Raw genomic sequence first — 15110 nt, forward strand, 5'->3', positions numbered from 1 at the left:
ACCACTTGAATTCAACTTGCAAATGCAACACATTCCATGGGGAATGTGGCTATGAACAACTACCAACACCTAAGCCCTGAAGAACGGGCATTCATTATGATTGAGTACAACCAAGGAAGGTCTATCCGTTATATCAGCTATTTACTCAATCGTTCACCCTCAACCATATCTAGAGAGATAAAACGTAATCTATCTAATACAATAAACAATTATTGTGCCACCACTGCAGCCAAACGTTATCAAGACAAGCGTCAACTCTGTATAAAGCCACAAAAACTAACACCAGACACTTTAATTGTATAATCAAATCAAAGAGTGGCTGGTTCACAAACAATGGTCACCTGAACAAATATCTGGTGCATTAAAGCACTACTATCCAAGTCAAAAAGATATGCAAATTAGTCATGAAACAATTTACGGATACATTTACACTCTCCCCAAAGGTGAGCTTAAAAAAACTCATGATTCATTCATTACGACGAAGTAAATCTAAACGAGGCGTACGAGGTTCAAAGAGTGGCAGCTACAGTACTATAAAGCCAAAAGAGGATCAACTTATTTGCCACCGACCCAAAGACATTAATGAAAGAATGATTGCAGGACATTGGGAAGGTGATTTAATTACAGGCTCTCAAAACAAACCTTGTGTCGGCACCTTGGTTGAAAGAAAAACTGGTTATTTAATACTGAATAAAATGAAAAGTAAGTCAGCTTTTGATGTACGTCAAGGGTTTGAACAAAAAATGAAAGCGATACCTGAATTCTTACGCCTGTCTATGACCTATGACAGAGGCTCTGAAATGGCACAACACTCTATCTTATCTGATAATTTAAAGATTGATGTTTACTTTGCTGATCCACATGCACCATGGCAAAAAGGGGGTCTAATGAGAATACTAACGGTTTAATCCGTCAATACTTGCCAAAGGGAGTAGATTTATCTCCTTGTAGCCAGAAAGATTTGGATGAAATTGCTTGGTTGCTCAACACTAGACCTAGAAAAAGATTTGACTTTAAAACACCACAGGATATGATGCATAGAGTTTTAACTGAAAAATACTAACTAGTGTTGCATTTGCAAGTTGAATTCAAGCTGTTATCTTTATTTATCTTTATTTTAACCAGCCGCATAATTTGCAGTGTTGTTATAGTCTGCGGGCTTGGTGATTAGGCAGTTTGGGCTTGCATGGGTTGGTATTCTACCTTGCGTAGGTTTTGGGTGGGTTGTTTATATTTTGGGCTTCTTTTCTATAAACAACCCAAAAATATAGCATCCCTCCTATCAACATTATAAAAAAAGAAAAAAACCATAAAGGTCTATGATTAATCTTTCTATTATTCATAAGATGGTACGTCATCCAAAAGAATAAAATAGTGCCTGATATTCCTCCATTTATTATAAGTAGTGGATGATATGGAAATTCAAACAACACTCTTAAAAGTCCCAATAAAAACAAAAAAATAATTAACCAATAAAAAATAACCAAAATACAATTTAAATTTACTCATAATTAGTGAGCCCCATTAATAAGAGGAATTTCAAAATCATAACTATAATCTAGCCTCCCTCGTCTAAAGCCAAAGCCACTTTTATAAACAAAATCTCCATTAGGATTAGTGCCATAATTTGAAGCATAATCATAAACTGACGTTGTCCAACTGTTGCCTAAGTCGTAAGAGTAACTTGCTCCAGAAAGACCAAATCCAAAGATAGTTAAAGATACTTTGCTAGAAAACACAGGGTTAGAATTGCAAGAGTTATGCATATTAACCTCTAATGTTGCAGGGTCATAACTAACTTTTAAAATTCCAGCTTTAGCCTCCCATCCTGGAACTGCTACAGAATTAGGAGTCAAAGCCTTGTCAATATTCCCAACTTGCTTTGAACCATGCGTCATCACCTCATTAAACAAATACCGATAAGCCCCACTCCTCGTCCCATTCGCAAACTTACCCCCACCAATCACCTAGACTGTGCCGCCAATCACTGCATCTCTGATGGTATTGTTAATCATTTGCTGTACCTGATGAGCCTAAATAAGACCCTGCCACGCCTGATAAAAATACAGCACCAAACTTACCTCCTGCTTGAACGTAGCTAACACCGCTGGCAAGACCATGGGCGGCTAGGGTTTTCATTGAACCTGATTCCCAGCCTTTGTTGTAGGTGGTTTTTCCACCTACAGTTTTAGCCTCTCGTAACCCGCCAATACCCATAAACAATCCTGCCGTTAGTCCTGCCCCTTGTGCGGCTTTAGCACTACCTGTGGCGGCGTAGCTCATTCTTTCTACCACCGTTGCCTTGGCCATCGGTGATGGTGTCGATACTGCCTAGGTTGTCATAGTGCAAGTAGCGGGTTTGGTCGGGGGCTGGTGTCTAGACACAGCATTACTAAGCGCATCCTTTGCCAACTGAGCATTAGGCTGTTTTGACAATGCCCAACCAACAACTTGTCTTGAGCCTAAATCCAACACACTGGCTAAATAACTCCCACCTTGATAGGTTTTGATATAGGTAATATCACCAACCCAATGCGTATTAATTGATTGCTGCTCAAACACACGATTTAATAGGTTTTTTGCCTTTTTAAACATCAATCTAGTATTAGGGTAATAATGACGCTTTCTTGGGCGTATGGCAACTACATTGGCTTTTTTCATTAGCGTTGCGGTTTGGTAAATACCAATGTTATAACCTTGGTTATTCAAAACTACTCGCATTCTGCGTTTGCCATAGGTGTATCCAACTTCAATAGCAGTTTGTTTGATTAATTTAATCATAGCATTGGTGTTGTTGTTTACTCGCTTATCTTTGACTTGATAGTAATAACTACTGCGAGGAAGTTTGAGTAATGCTCATAATTCTTTAGTATTGTATTGTTGGCAAGCCTTGTTTATCTTGATAATCATATCACTTGGTGATTGTCCACAGCGAACAAGGCTGTTGCCTTTTTTAAGATTTCATTGTCCCTTTGTGCGCGCCAAAGTTGTTTCTCAAGCAGTTGTATTGTTTGTTGTTCAGAAGTCAGCGCTTTGCCTGACTCTGGTGTTTGTCCACCAAGCTCTGCTAGGTATTGTTTTCTCCATCTGCTAACTGCTGAGGAGCAAGCTCCTGATATTATCATGATTTTTTTTATTGGTGTAATTCTCATGCACCATGAGTTTGGCATAATCTAGTGTTTCCCCCTCAAGGGGGTATTGAACAGAATGTTCAACGGTAAAAGTCACTCGTTGTTTTCTTGATTTATATTGTGTCATTACTGACCTCCTTATGGTTTGTATTATAAGGCTATCTTTGTGTCCAATAAAATTAGACTATTGCAGTTTATTAGGAATAGTATCAAGCCAAACACAATCATATTGCTTGGATGAATCAATGTTCTTTATTACTTGATTACGTAATTTAGCAAATTCTTTTAAATACTTGTAAATATTGCCTCATAATATTTTATTATCTTATCCAGTTTCTAAACTTCAAACCTGCTATGTGTTTAATTTCTTTACTATTATTACTTACCCTATGAATCGTTACTTACGCATAAGTGTGTAAGTAACGATTCATAGATTGCCTTGTGTTGTTTTCAATGGACAGAATACAAGTATTTTGAGTGAATTTATCTAAATTGATTTTTTAGATTTGGCAAATACGGCTAAGTATATACTTCTTTTTCTCAAAAGAAGGTGCCAATAATAGAATTAATGCGACAGTCAACTGCTAAGATAATATACAAAGAATAATAAGTAACTGGCTTATCAGAATTTACAATATGTATTTTGTGCATATTGCCTTTTTTGATTCACTATTGTCAAATAACATATCTTTAATATGTCTTGAAATAACAAATTACTCCTTACCAAAAAAAATATCCACAATATCCTTTTGACGGCTTCACTATTTTCTGACTTAAAAAATCGCTAAATTTTTATTCATTTTAAATATACAATCAACAATGAATGAGTGTGCCAATATGCTCACCTGCACCTAGTTTAGACAAAACGTCAGTTTGTCTGCCTGAGGCGATGATAGTAATGGTGTTTGATTCAGCGGCTGTTTTGGCTGCTAATACTTTAGTATACATGCCACCAGAGCCTAGTGAGCCGCCTGTCCTGCTAGCAACTTGTGTTAATCTTTCATCATTCACATGGATTTTGCCAATCAACTTAGCATTAGCATTTTGGCGTGGATCGGCATCATAAACACCGCCTTGATCTGTCAAGATGACCAATTGGGTCGCTTTCACTAAATTAGCCACTAATGCTGCCAAAGTGTCGTTATCTCCTAATTTAATTTCATCTGTAGCAACCGTATCGTTTTCATTAACAATCGGCACAATACCCAATGCCATTAAATTATTTAAAGTTGCACGAACGTTTTCACTTTGTTTGTGCTTGGCAAAATCATCATGAATTAACAATACTTGTGCGGTATGAATATCATGTTTAGCAAACAAAGACTCGTAAGTTTGTATCAAGCCCATTTGTCCAACTGCGGCGGCAGCTTGAAGTTTGTGTATATTTTCAGGTCGTTTGTTCCAGCCTAGACGCTTCATACCCTCAGCAATCGCACCACTTGACACCAAAATAATGTCAATATTTTGTTGGGTTAATTTAACAATTTGCTTTACCCATGAGGCAATAGCGATTTTATCTAAACCCTTACCATCATTGGTTAAAAGCGCAGATCCAATTTTAATGACCCATCTTTGCTTACTCATTTTTCCTTCACTAATTTAAACAATCCAGCTACTAAATCTTTACAGCCGAAGCCATTTAAAGCAGAAATACTGTAAACCTTTCCCTTATAACGAGTGCCTTTTAATAAACTTTGAACCACAGTCTCTCCATCCCCCTCTGGCAATAAATCCATTTTGTTAATCGCTAATAATCTTGGCTTGCTGGCCAGTTCTTGATCGTATTTTTTTAGCTCTTTTTCAATGGTTAAAAAATTCTCAACTGGGTCAGATCCATCAGCTGGCAAGATATCTACAACATGTAACAATGCTTTTGCGCGCGATAAATGCTTTAAAAACTCAAATCCCAGACCCACGCCTTCGCTGGCATTTTCAATCAACCCTGGAATGTCTGCCATGACAATATGCTCATCATAATAAGACACCACACCTAACGAAGGATGTAGCGTGGTAAATGGATAATCAGCCACCTTGGGTCTTGCACTTGAGATTTGTCTAATCAAGCTTGATTTACCTGCATTAGGCATGCCTAAAAGGCCAATATCAGCCATGATACTTAACTCTAAACCAATCTCACGAACTTCGCCCAATGAGCCTGGTGTAGTTTTACGTGGTGCGCGATTAATGCTAGATTTAAACCGTGTATTACCCAAGCCATGAAAGCCACCCTTAGCAACTAGCATGATTTGTTCATGCTCAACCATCTCGCTAATTAACTCATCGGTTTCAAGGTCGTAAACTTTAGTGCCCAATGGAATTTCAACCGTTAAATGTTGCGCTGATTTCCCACGTTTGTTTTGACCTGATCCAGGCTGGCCATTCTTTGCCCTAAACAAACGCTTAAAACGAAATTCACTAAGCGTGTTTAACCCCTCTTGTCCTTGAAAATAGACATGACCACCGTCACCACCGTCACCACCGTCAGGACCACCGTCAGGAATATATTTCTCTCTGCGAAAGCCCAAACACCCTGCCCCACCTTTGCCAGCTTCGATGCGAATACTGGCAGAATCAACAAATTTCATAAAGGACTTCAAAACCGCTAAAATACAATGAACCGTATTATACCACTGCCAAAATGAACCGAAGTCTCTACAGCACGATAGGATATTTTTTATTACCCTTTATGATTTTAAGGTTAATGATTAAAGGCATAAAAATACCTAAATTCAGGCAAAGAGTTAACGAACGACTCGGCTTAATTAGCAAAATCCAAGCACCTGTTATTTGGGTGCATTGTGTTTCTATAGGTGAATTTAAAGCAGCCATTGTTATTATTGACCAACTTATTAAACAATATCCTAATCATCAATTATTAATTACCACGACCACACCTACAGGTTCTAATGCGGTGATTAATCATTATCAAAATAAGGTATTGCATCTTTATTTCCCTTATGATTTGCCACTAATTGTTAGGCGTTATATTAAAAAAATTAACCCAAAAATATGTCTACTACTAGAAACAGAAATTTGGCCTAATTTAATCCACAAACTCAACAAAAACAACATTCCAACACTGCTTATCAATGCCAGATTATCGCAACAATCAAAAGAAAAGTACCAAAAATTTACGTCCAATTTAATTAAGCAAACTTTAAATAAACTCAGCTTGATTGCTGCTCAAAATCAAAATTCTGCTAATCGTTTTATTGAATTAGGCACTAAGAATAATAATGTAATCATGACTGGCAATATTAAGTTTGATCAAAATACAAAACCCGACACAACAATAAGTAATGCATTACAAGCGATAATTAGCAAACGTAAAACTGTTATTTTTGCCAGCACTCATGAAGGCGAAGAGGCGCAAATTATTAATGAATATTTAAAACATAAACACACCATTAATGCCTTACTTGTTATTATTCCAAGACATCCAGAACGTTTTGATGCAGTTTATAAATTAGCTAAAAATGCCAATCTTAATGTTATTCGTCGCTCAGAAAACCAACCTGCTCAAAATGCTCAAATTCTTTTAGGTGATTCTATGGATGAAATGATGTCTTACTTTGATATTGCTGATATTGTTTTTATGGGGGGGAGTTTAAGCAACACTGGTGGGCATAATATGCTTGAACCTGCTGCCCTTGCCAAGCCTATTATATTTGGCCCTAATGTATTTAATTTTACCGAAATATCATCAGACTTACTAAAACAAAACGCAGCCATTCAAATTCAAAATGTGACAGGTTTATTTAAAATAATAATAGTGTTATTAAATGATGAACAACAATACAAAGTATTAGGTAATAACGCTCAACAGTACCTTTATAGCAAGCAAGGTGCGGTTGAAAATACACTACAGTTAATCAAGAAATTTCTTACCTTATGATTTTAAATTTACAATATAAAAAATGAGTTGTTGTGACACTAAAAACAATGAAAAGCAATTATGCTACTGCTTTAACATCACTGAAAGTGCTTATATAGAAGCTATAAAACAAGGCAAAGAGAATGTCTTAAAAGGGTTTGCTGTATTTCAAACTAAACACAACTACTGTCATTGCAAAAACCTGAATCCTTCAGGTCAATGCTGTTTGAAAGACTTTAAGATTTTAGACAATAGTCGAACAAATTAAGGGTCGTTTTTTAATTAAATTAACAAAAAATTTAAGCACCTTCTTTCATGTAAATTTCACTGTCATTTTTTAAAAATTCTGCCGATTTTTTATCCATTTCTACTTGAATGGCATTAATCTTAGCAATCTCTTCTGCATCCATGGTTTTAATCTCCTGAGTAATTTTCATGGAACAAAATTTAGGGCCACACATGGAACAAAAATGCGAGGTTTTTGCAGCTTGCTTGGGCATAGTTTCATCGTGGTATTTACGTGCTGTATCTGGATCTAGACCTAAATTAAACTGGTCTTCCCATCTGAATTCAAAACGCGCTTTAGAAAGGGCGTTATCACGAATTTGTGCACCCGGATGTCCTTTAGCCAAGTCAGCTGCATGTGCTGCAATTTTATAAGCGATAACGCCTTGCTTAACATCGTCTTGATTGGGCAAACCGAGATGCTCTTTTGGTGTCACGTAACAAAGCATGGCACAGCCATACCAGCCAATTTGTGCCGCACCTATGGCACTGGTAATGTGATCATAACCCGGTGCAATATCAGTCGTTAATGGACCAAGTGTGTAAAATGGCGCTTCACCGCATTCTTCTAGCTGCTTATCCATATTCTCTTTAATCATCTGCATAGGAACATGGCCAGGGCCTTCGATAAAAGTTTGCACATCATGTTTCCAAGCAATTTTGGTAAGCTCGCCCAAGGTTTCTAATTCGCCGAATTGAGCCGCATCATTAGCATCAGCAATACAACCAGGACGTAAACCATCGCCTAGTGAAAAGGTAACATCATATTGCTTCATAATTTCACAAATATCTTCAAAGTGTGTATAAATGAAACTCTCTGTGTGGTGTGCTAAACACCATTTGGCCATAATTGAGCCACCACGAGAGACAATGCCTGTGATACGATTAATAGTCAGCGGCACATGTTGTAAGCGCACGCCTGCATGAATGGTGAAGTAATCTACCCCCTGCTCAGCTTGCTCAATTAAGGTGTCACGAAACACTTCCCAAGTTAAATCTTCAGCGATGCCATTAACTTTTTCTAATGCTTGATAAATAGGTACAGTGCCAATAGGTACAGGTGAGTTACGGATAATCCATTCACGAGTTTCGTGAATATTTTTACCTGTTGAAAGGTCCATAATGGTATCTGCACCCCAGCGAATACCCCACACCATTTTATCAACCTCTTGTTCAATACTTGAACCCAGTGCAGAATTACCGATATTACCATTAATTTTAACCATAAAATTACGACCAATAATCATCGGTTCTGTTTCTGGATGGTTAATATTAGCAGGAATTACCGCACGCCCTCTAGCAACTTCATCGCGCACAAACTCAGGTGTGATTACATCAGGAATATTAGCGCCAAAACTTTCGCCTTTATGCTGTCCAATTTGATCTTTGTATTCTTGCCATTTACAATTTTCACGAATAGAGATGTATTCCATCTCAGGGGTAATAATGCCCTGTTTAGCATAATGCATCTGTGATACATTTTTGGTATTTTTGGCACGACGTGGCACTTTTAGATGCTCAAAGCGTAGCGTATCTAACTGCGCATCATCTCGGCGTTCATTAGAAAAATTAGAGCTCAGTTTGGTTAATATTTCAGTGTCATTTCGCTGTTCAATCCAAGTGACTCTAATATTGCCAAGGCCTTTACGTAAATCAATCTCGACATTAGGATCGGTGTAAACACCTGAGGTGTCATAAACATGAATAGGGGTATTTTTTTCTGCTAACTCACCAATGGTATCTGTAAGTGTAATCTCGCGCATAGGCACTTGAATATCTTTGCGTGACCCTTGCACATAAATCTTATTAGAGTTAGGAAATGGTTTGATAAACGCCTCATTAACGTTTGACATATTTTTTAAGGTTTTGCTTGACTGGCTCATTGACGTATAATTAATGAAAATATTAAATTGAAATTCAAAAATGACAATTTTAACCCATAGACTACGTCGTATGAGAAAACACGCACATACCCGTAAATTAATGCGTGAAAACAGCCTAACAGCCAGCGATTTAATCTTTCCAATTTTTATCATTGAGGGTCAGAATAAACGACAAAGTATTGACTCAATGCCAGATATTGAGCGTTTAAGTATTGATCAATTACTAATTGAAGTGGCTGAATTGATTGAATTGGGCATTCAAGCCATCGCACTTTTCCCTGTTGTTCCATTAGAAAAAAAATCATTAGATGCACAAGAAGCATTTAATTCAGACGGTTTGGCACAACGTGCTACACGCGCCGTCAAACAAAAATATTCAAACTTAGCAGTAATTACCGATGTCGCACTTGATCCATTTACCACGCATGGCCAAGATGGCTTGATTGATGATAATGGCTATGTGTTCAACGATGAAACCATTGAAGTCTTAGTCAAACAAGCCTTATCCCATGCGCAAGCTGGTAGCGATATCGTGGCACCAAGTGATATGATGGATGGGCGTATAGGTGCCATTCGTAAAGCACTTGAAGAAAATGGATTTATTCATACGAATATTTTGGCTTATTCTGCAAAATACGCCTCCCATTATTACGGTCCTTTTAGGGATGCCGTTGGCTCTTCAGCTAATTTAGGCACGTCTAGCAAAGAGACTTACCAAATGGATCCTGCTAATTCTAATGAGGCTATTCGTGAAGTGGGTTTAGATATTGATGAAGGTGCGGATATGATTATGATTAAACCTGGATTGCCCTACTTGGATATTGTTTATCGAGTTAAGCAAACCTTTGGCATGCCCACTTTTGCTTATCATGTGAGTGGTGAATATGCCATGTTAAAAGCGGCTGTACAAAATAATTGGCTCAAGGAAGAGCAAGTGGTGTTAGAAACTTTGTTGGCGTTCAAGCGCGCTGGTGCTGATGGCATTTTAACTTATTACGCCAAGCAAGCTGCTAAATGGCTAAAGTAAGAATATTATATATCTTAATTTTGAGGTGTTATTATGGAAAATAAATCATTATTTAGCTCAATTGTTTTAACCATCGCTTTGGTTGTTGGTTATTTTATCCACAACAACCAAGTCATTAAACTTAACAATGAAATCAGCAGTCTTGCACAAGAATACAACACTAAGCTTATAGCACTTCAACCTAATAATGCCAAGCAGGTTGCCAGATCTTCTACCACCCCGAGTAGTACAAATGCATTGGAAAATCTCAATAACCAGTTAATTAAAACGCGTTCAGCATTAAAAAAAGCACAAGATAAGCTTTCATTAGCAACCAGTAAAGGCCATGTTTTGAATGATGAAATTTTACAAATAAATGATGCAAGAACCAAGGTAAAAACCTTAAAAAATTCACTAACTTCAGCTCAAGAAAAATTACAAATTTCTGATGAAAGACTTAAATATTTAAAAAGTATCTTTGAAGAGCAAAATAAAAATACAGTCACAAAAAACATTGCCCGCATTAAAAAAATAAAAGAAACCTCAGCAGGTATTGCTATAACAGGGCTTATTGTGCCTGCTATTGGTGTTGCAACCTTAATCTCTTACACTACTGAAGAAATACAAAACTACTGTGATAATATTAAAAATACCATGGACTTAGAATACAAAGTATTTGGCAAAGTTATTTCATTAGATAACGACATACAAACGAGTTACCATCAACAATGCATGCTAAGTTTTAAAGATAAAATCAAGCAAAGTTTTCAAAAAGTGCTAATTACTGAGTAACGCCATTTACAAAAAATAACAACACTAATAATTATCTGTTTTAGGTTGTCTAAACCACTCTATTTTTAATCAAATCTTTAACAACTTTTGGTTCTGCCAAGGTTGAAGTATCACCCAAATTATCATAATCATTTCGTGCAATTTTTCTTAAAATTCTGCGCATAATCTTACCACTACGCGTTTTTGGCAAACCCGGTGCAAATTGAATTTTATCCACAGTGGCAATAGGTCCAATTTCACGACGTACCAACTGAACCAATTCAGTTTTAAGCTCATCCGTTGGTTCAACACCATTCATAATTGACACATAAGCATAAATACCCTGACCCTTAATATCGTGAGGATAGCCCACCACTGCAGCCTCTGAAACACCGTCATGTAAAACTAATGCTGATTCAATCTCTGCTGTACCTAAGCGATGCCCAGAAATATTAAGTACATCATCTACACGCCCAGTAATCCAATAATAACCATCAGCATCACGCCTAACACCATCGCCTGCAAAGTACTTGCCTGGGAAGGTGGTAAAATAAGCCTCCATAAATCGCTGATGATTGTTATACAAAGTGCGCATTTGCCCTGGCCAAGACCTTGCTAATACTAAAATACCCTCAGCTTCGCCTGTTAGTATTTCACCCTTCTCATTCACAACTTGTGGTTCAATACCAAAAAATGGCTTGCTGGCTGATCCTGGCTTAAGCGCAGTCGCATAAGGCAAAGGCGTAATCATATGACCACCTGTTTCTGTTTGCCACCAAGTATCAACGACAGGACACTTACCTTTTCCAATAGTGTGATAATACCACTCCCACGCTTCAGGATTAATAGGCTCGCCAACCGTGCCTAAAATACGTAAGCTTGAACGTGAGGTATTGCTGACATATTCATCGCCAGCACCCATTAATGCACGGATTGCTGTCGGTGCAGTGTAAAAAATGTTGACTTGATGTTTGTCAATAACTTGCCAAAAACGTGAGGCGTCAGGATAAGTTGGAATGCCTTCAAACATTAATGTGGTTGCCCCATTTGCAAGTGGCCCATAAACAATGTAGGAATGCCCTGTTACCCAACCAACATCTGCTGTACACCAATACACATCACCCTCTTGGTAATCGAAAACATATTGATGCGTCATCGCAGCATAAAGCAAATAGCCACCTGAGGTATGTAGCACACCTTTGGGCTTTCCAGTAGAGCCAGAAGTATAAAGAATAAACAACGGCGTTTCAGCATCAAATGATTCACACGGACATTCAGCTGAAACATCAGCAACTAAATCATGATACCAAACATCTCTATCGTTCCAATTAACATCACCACCTGTGCGCTTTACCACGATCACTTTATCAACACAATCGCACTCACTAACTGCTTGATCAACATTTGCCTTTAGTGCAGTAGCTCTACCGCCACGCATACCTTCATCAGCAGTGATAACAATCCTACATTCAGAGTCTAGAATTCTATCTTTTAATGCCTCTGGTGAAAAGCCGCCAAATACCACAGAGTGAATAGCACCAATGCGAGCACAAGCCAACATGGCATAACTTGCTTGTAAAATCATCGGCATATAAATACAAACTCGATCACCTTTTTCAACCCCTAATGCTTTAAGGCCATTGCTAAGTTTTGCCACTTCATCATGAAGTTGTTGATAAGTGATATGTTGACTTGCCTCAGGGTCATCACCTTCCCAAATAATGGCTGTTTGATTTGCGCGTTTTGGTAAGTGTCTATCAATACAGTTGTAAGCAACATTTAACTCGCCACCCTTAAACCACTCAATTTGACCTTTTGTATAATCAACATTGGAGACTTGTGTCCAATCCTTATCCCAATCTAGGAATACTTTGGCTTGTTGCGCCCAAAATGAGTCACTATCATCAATTGAATGTTGATACATTGATTCATAAGTTGCTTCATCACATATGGGCGGCTTACTGGGTTTGATAATTGGATACATAGTGGTTGATTTAAGAAGTAAAAAAGTTAATCATACCTAGAAAAATACGCTCAGACACGTCATTTTTAAATCATCAATTCACTCAACTTAATGGTGTCAATATCACCCATATAAGCCACTTGAGCTAAAAACAATTCTGCTGTTGAAATAGCGTCTTACATAGCATTATGGGCTTTATAACGAGGTAAATTATATTGATCTCTAAGTGCAAACAATCTTAAACTCTCAGGATTAATATGGATTTGATTCACAGTGCGTTTCCTGGTCTCAATTTTTAAAGTATCTAGCATTCTCTCATTGGCAAATTATCAAATCAGTAAGCTGATGAATGCCAACATTTTGCTCAGTTAGTAAACGTTTAGGCTTAACCAAAACATGAGCACTGTCTTTTAAAAATAAATGCAAATCCTTAATCAAAGTGTATCCCATGCTAACAATTCTATCTTGTTTAGCATTCAGCCCCGTGGTTGCAATGCTCTAACCTACTTGGACACATTTCAAGCCGCTTTTTTCAATTCAGCCATCTTTTGAGCAGGTGTTAAATACCCAATCGCTGAATGAATCCTTTTGTAATTATACAAGTAGATATAACCCTCTACATTTTGCACGACTTCACTATGATTTGCAAAACTTTGATAATTTAATCTCTCAGTCTTCAGACTTCTAAAGAAACGCTCCATGACCGCATTATCCCAACAATTACCTCGCCTGCTCATGCTTTGAGTAATGTTGTTCTTGTTGCAATAATCAATAAAAACTTTAGAAGAGTATTGAGTCCCTTGATCAGAGTGGAACATGTGTTTATTTGTATTGGGCTGGTGTCTAGACACAGCATTACTAAGCGCATCCTTTGCCAACTGAGCATTAGGCTGTTTTGACAATGCCCAACCAACAACTTGTCTTGAGCCTAAATCCAACACACTGGCTAAATAACTCCCACCTTGATAGGTTTTGATATAGGTAATATCACCAACCCAATGCGTATTAATTGATTGCTGCTCAAACACACGATTTAATAGGTTTTTTGCCTTTTTAAACATCAATCTAGTATTAGGGTAATAATGACGCTTTCTTGGGCGTATGGCAACTACATTGGCTTTTTTCATTAGCGTTGCAGTTTGGTAAATACCAATGTTATAACCTTGGTTATTCAAAACTACTCGCATTCTGCGTTTGCCATAGGTGTATCCAACTTCAATAGCAGTTTGTTTGATTAATTTAATCATAGCGTTGGTGTTGTTGTTTACTCGCTTATCTTTGACTTGATAGTAATAACTACTGCGAGGAAGTTTGAGTAATGCTCATAATTCTTTAGTATTGTATTGTTGGCAAGCCTTGTTTATCTTGATAATCATATCACTTGGTGATTGTCCACAGCGAACAAGGCTGTTGCCTTTTTTAAGATTTCATTGTCCCTTTGTGCGCGCCAAAGTTGTTTCTCAAGCAGTTGTATTGTTTGTTGTTCAGAAGTCAGCGCTTTGCCTGACTCTGGTGTTTGTCCACCAAGCTCTGCTAGGTATTGTTTTCTCCATCTGCTAACTGCTGAGGAGCAAGCTCCTGATATTATCATGATTTTTTTTATTGGTGTAATTCTCATGCACCATGAGTTTGGCATAATCTAGTGTTCCCCCCTCAAGGGGGTATTGAACAGAATGTTCAACGGTAAAAGTCACTCGTTGTTTTCTTGATTTATATTGTGTCATTACTGACCTCCTTATGGTTTGTATTATAAGGCTATCTTTGTGTCCAAGTTTTTCAGACCACTACATAAACAATTGTTAACTATCATATGTTGCTAATATAGATAGCAAGTGTTTTTAGATAAAAAAAATGACGCACTTGCGTCATTTTTAAGCAATTAAGCGTTAATTACTGCTCAATTTCAGACATTTTTGCACTATCTGCTACTTTTTGCTGTGCTGATAATTGCTCTTGCATTTCATAAGTTTCGCTTAAAATTGAAGCATCAATAAGCCCTGCCTCAATCTCTCTTAACGCCACTACTGTTGGCTTGTCTTTACCTGCATCTAATAGTGGTTTATAGCCACCAGAACTTAATTGATGTGCACGCTTTGCTGCAACTAATACTAACTCAAAACGATTTTCCACATGTTCCAAACATTCTTCAACTGTTACTCTTGCCATAATATTTATAAATTTTACTTATGATAAAATC

The 15110-nt window shown here is 37.5% G+C and carries 14 protein-coding genes and 2 pseudogenes; 4 read left to right on the plus strand and 12 right to left on the minus strand.

The genetic code is table 11. The annotated features are described in order from the left end of the window. The first annotated feature begins 51 nt into the window (after window positions 1–51). Window positions 52–1063 (plus strand): annotated as a pseudogene (locus tag CVFO_RS09500) (IS30 family transposase). A 448-nt stretch (window positions 1064–1511) separates the two neighbouring features. On the opposite strand, the gene CVFO_RS04685 reads toward CVFO_RS09500, so the two are convergent. The 7 genes from CVFO_RS04685 to cgtA all read right to left on the minus strand — a co-directional run bounded on the left by CVFO_RS04685 (window position 1512) and on the right by cgtA (window position 5716). After that, window positions 1512–1913 (minus strand): hypothetical protein, encoded by a 402-nt coding sequence (locus CVFO_RS04685; RefSeq protein WP_201338919.1) that lies wholly within the window; start codon window positions 1911–1913, stop codon window positions 1512–1514. Window positions 1914–2007: 94 nt separating this feature from the next. Beyond that, the gene (locus tag CVFO_RS04690) at window positions 2008–2283 is read right to left on the minus strand and encodes a hypothetical protein (protein ID WP_225879214.1); all 276 of its coding nucleotides are present in this window, start codon (window positions 2281–2283) and stop codon (window positions 2008–2010) included. A gap of 48 nt (window positions 2284–2331) precedes the next feature. Then, window positions 2332–2781, minus strand: coding sequence for a DDE-type integrase/transposase/recombinase (locus CVFO_RS04695; protein ID WP_201338921.1), 450 nt, complete (start codon window positions 2779–2781; stop codon window positions 2332–2334). A 125-nt stretch (window positions 2782–2906) separates the two neighbouring features. Then, window positions 2907–3152: a transposase gene (locus CVFO_RS04700; protein WP_201338905.1), complete on the minus strand. Its 246-nt coding sequence runs from the start codon at window positions 3150–3152 to the stop codon at window positions 2907–2909. Further along, entirely contained in the window at window positions 3091–3258 is a 168-nt protein-coding gene (locus tag CVFO_RS04705) for a hypothetical protein (protein WP_201338863.1), read from the minus strand. Before CVFO_RS04705 ends, CVFO_RS04700 begins: the two co-directional genes overlap by 62 nt. A 686-nt stretch (window positions 3259–3944) precedes the next feature. After that, the gene (gene proB / locus CVFO_RS04710) at window positions 3945–4715 is read right to left on the minus strand and encodes a glutamate 5-kinase (RefSeq protein WP_201338922.1); all 771 of its coding nucleotides are present in this window, start codon (window positions 4713–4715) and stop codon (window positions 3945–3947) included. Beyond that, window positions 4712–5716: an Obg family GTPase CgtA gene (cgtA, locus tag CVFO_RS04715; protein ID WP_201338923.1), complete on the minus strand. Its 1005-nt coding sequence runs from the start codon at window positions 5714–5716 to the stop codon at window positions 4712–4714. Before cgtA ends, proB begins: the two co-directional genes overlap by 4 nt. A gap of 53 nt (window positions 5717–5769) precedes the next feature. Between cgtA and waaA the strand changes: the two genes are divergently transcribed. Further along, entirely contained in the window at window positions 5770–7026 is a 1257-nt protein-coding gene (gene waaA, locus CVFO_RS04720) for a lipid IV(A) 3-deoxy-D-manno-octulosonic acid transferase (RefSeq protein ID WP_201338924.1), read from the plus strand. Window positions 7027–7304: 278 nt separating this feature from the next. On the opposite strand, the gene thiC is transcribed toward waaA, so the two are convergent. Continuing rightward, window positions 7305–9173, minus strand: coding sequence for a phosphomethylpyrimidine synthase ThiC (gene thiC, locus CVFO_RS04725; RefSeq protein ID WP_281064386.1), 1869 nt, complete (start codon window positions 9171–9173; stop codon window positions 7305–7307). Between the two features lie 40 nt (window positions 9174–9213). On the opposite strand from thiC, the gene hemB reads away from it, so the two are divergent. Further along, on the plus strand, window positions 9214–10200 hold the full coding sequence (gene hemB, locus CVFO_RS04730) for a porphobilinogen synthase (RefSeq protein ID WP_201338925.1): 987 nt from the start codon (window positions 9214–9216) through the stop codon (window positions 10198–10200). Window positions 10201–10233: 33 nt separating this feature from the next. Beyond that, a complete protein-coding gene (locus tag CVFO_RS04735; protein WP_201338926.1) occupies window positions 10234–10971 on the plus strand; it encodes a hypothetical protein in 738 nt (245 codons plus the stop codon). Window positions 10972–11020: 49 nt separating this feature from the next. Here CVFO_RS04735 and acs read toward each other — a convergent pair whose 3' ends face one another. The 4 genes and pseudogenes from acs to rpoZ all read right to left on the minus strand — a co-directional run bounded on the left by acs (window position 11021) and on the right by rpoZ (window position 15079). Continuing rightward, a complete protein-coding gene (gene acs / locus CVFO_RS04740) occupies window positions 11021–12934 on the minus strand; it encodes an acetate--CoA ligase (protein ID WP_201338927.1) in 1914 nt (637 codons plus the stop codon). A 294-nt stretch (window positions 12935–13228) separates the two neighbouring features. Next, window positions 13229–13363, minus strand: a complete 135-nt coding sequence (locus CVFO_RS09125; RefSeq protein ID WP_281064387.1) for a hypothetical protein — start codon at window positions 13361–13363, stop codon at window positions 13229–13231. A gap of 68 nt (window positions 13364–13431) precedes the next feature. Further along, a pseudogene (locus CVFO_RS04745) lies at window positions 13432–14538 on the minus strand (IS3 family transposase). A gap of 265 nt (window positions 14539–14803) precedes the next feature. Further along, on the minus strand, window positions 14804–15079 hold the full coding sequence (rpoZ, locus tag CVFO_RS04750; RefSeq protein WP_201338928.1) for a DNA-directed RNA polymerase subunit omega: 276 nt from the start codon (window positions 15077–15079) through the stop codon (window positions 14804–14806). Window positions 15080–15110 lie beyond the last annotated feature (31 nt).

It is taken from the genome of Isorropodon fossajaponicum endosymbiont JTNG4 (assembly GCF_016592615.1).
In the GTDB taxonomy this organism is placed as follows: domain Bacteria; phylum Pseudomonadota; class Gammaproteobacteria; order PS1; family Pseudothioglobaceae; genus Ruthia.

Excerpts from the sequence above, each read along its gene's own strand:
- CVFO_RS04690 (WP_225879214.1), bottom strand. The coding sequence starts at position 2,283 with ATGAGCTACGCCGCCACAGGTAGTGCTAAAGCCGCACAAGGGGCAGGA.
- CVFO_RS04695 (WP_201338921.1), bottom strand. The coding sequence starts at position 2,781 with ATGATTAAATTAATCAAACAAACTGCTATTGAAGTTGGATACACCTAT.
- CVFO_RS04700 (WP_201338905.1), bottom strand. The coding sequence starts at position 3,152 with ATGAGAATTACACCAATAAAAAAAATCATGATAATATCAGGAGCTTGC.
- CVFO_RS04705 (WP_201338863.1), bottom strand. The coding sequence starts at position 3,258 with ATGACACAATATAAATCAAGAAAACAACGAGTGACTTTTACCGTTGAA.
- proB (WP_201338922.1), bottom strand. The coding sequence starts at position 4,715 with ATGAGTAAGCAAAGATGGGTCATTAAAATTGGATCTGCGCTTTTAACC.
- cgtA (WP_201338923.1), bottom strand. The coding sequence starts at position 5,716 with ATGAAATTTGTTGATTCTGCCAGTATTCGCATCGAAGCTGGCAAAGGT.
- waaA (WP_201338924.1), top strand. The coding sequence starts at position 5,770 with ATGAACCGAAGTCTCTACAGCACGATAGGATATTTTTTATTACCCTTT.
- thiC (WP_281064386.1), bottom strand. The coding sequence starts at position 9,173 with ATGAGCCAGTCAAGCAAAACCTTAAAAAATATGTCAAACGTTAATGAG.
- hemB (WP_201338925.1), top strand. The coding sequence starts at position 9,214 with ATGACAATTTTAACCCATAGACTACGTCGTATGAGAAAACACGCACAT.
- CVFO_RS04735 (WP_201338926.1), top strand. The coding sequence starts at position 10,234 with ATGGAAAATAAATCATTATTTAGCTCAATTGTTTTAACCATCGCTTTG.
- acs (WP_201338927.1), bottom strand. The coding sequence starts at position 12,934 with ATGTATCCAATTATCAAACCCAGTAAGCCGCCCATATGTGATGAAGCA.
- CVFO_RS09125 (WP_281064387.1), bottom strand. The coding sequence starts at position 13,363 with ATGGGATACACTTTGATTAAGGATTTGCATTTATTTTTAAAAGACAGT.
- rpoZ (WP_201338928.1), bottom strand. The coding sequence starts at position 15,079 with ATGGCAAGAGTAACAGTTGAAGAATGTTTGGAACATGTGGAAAATCGT.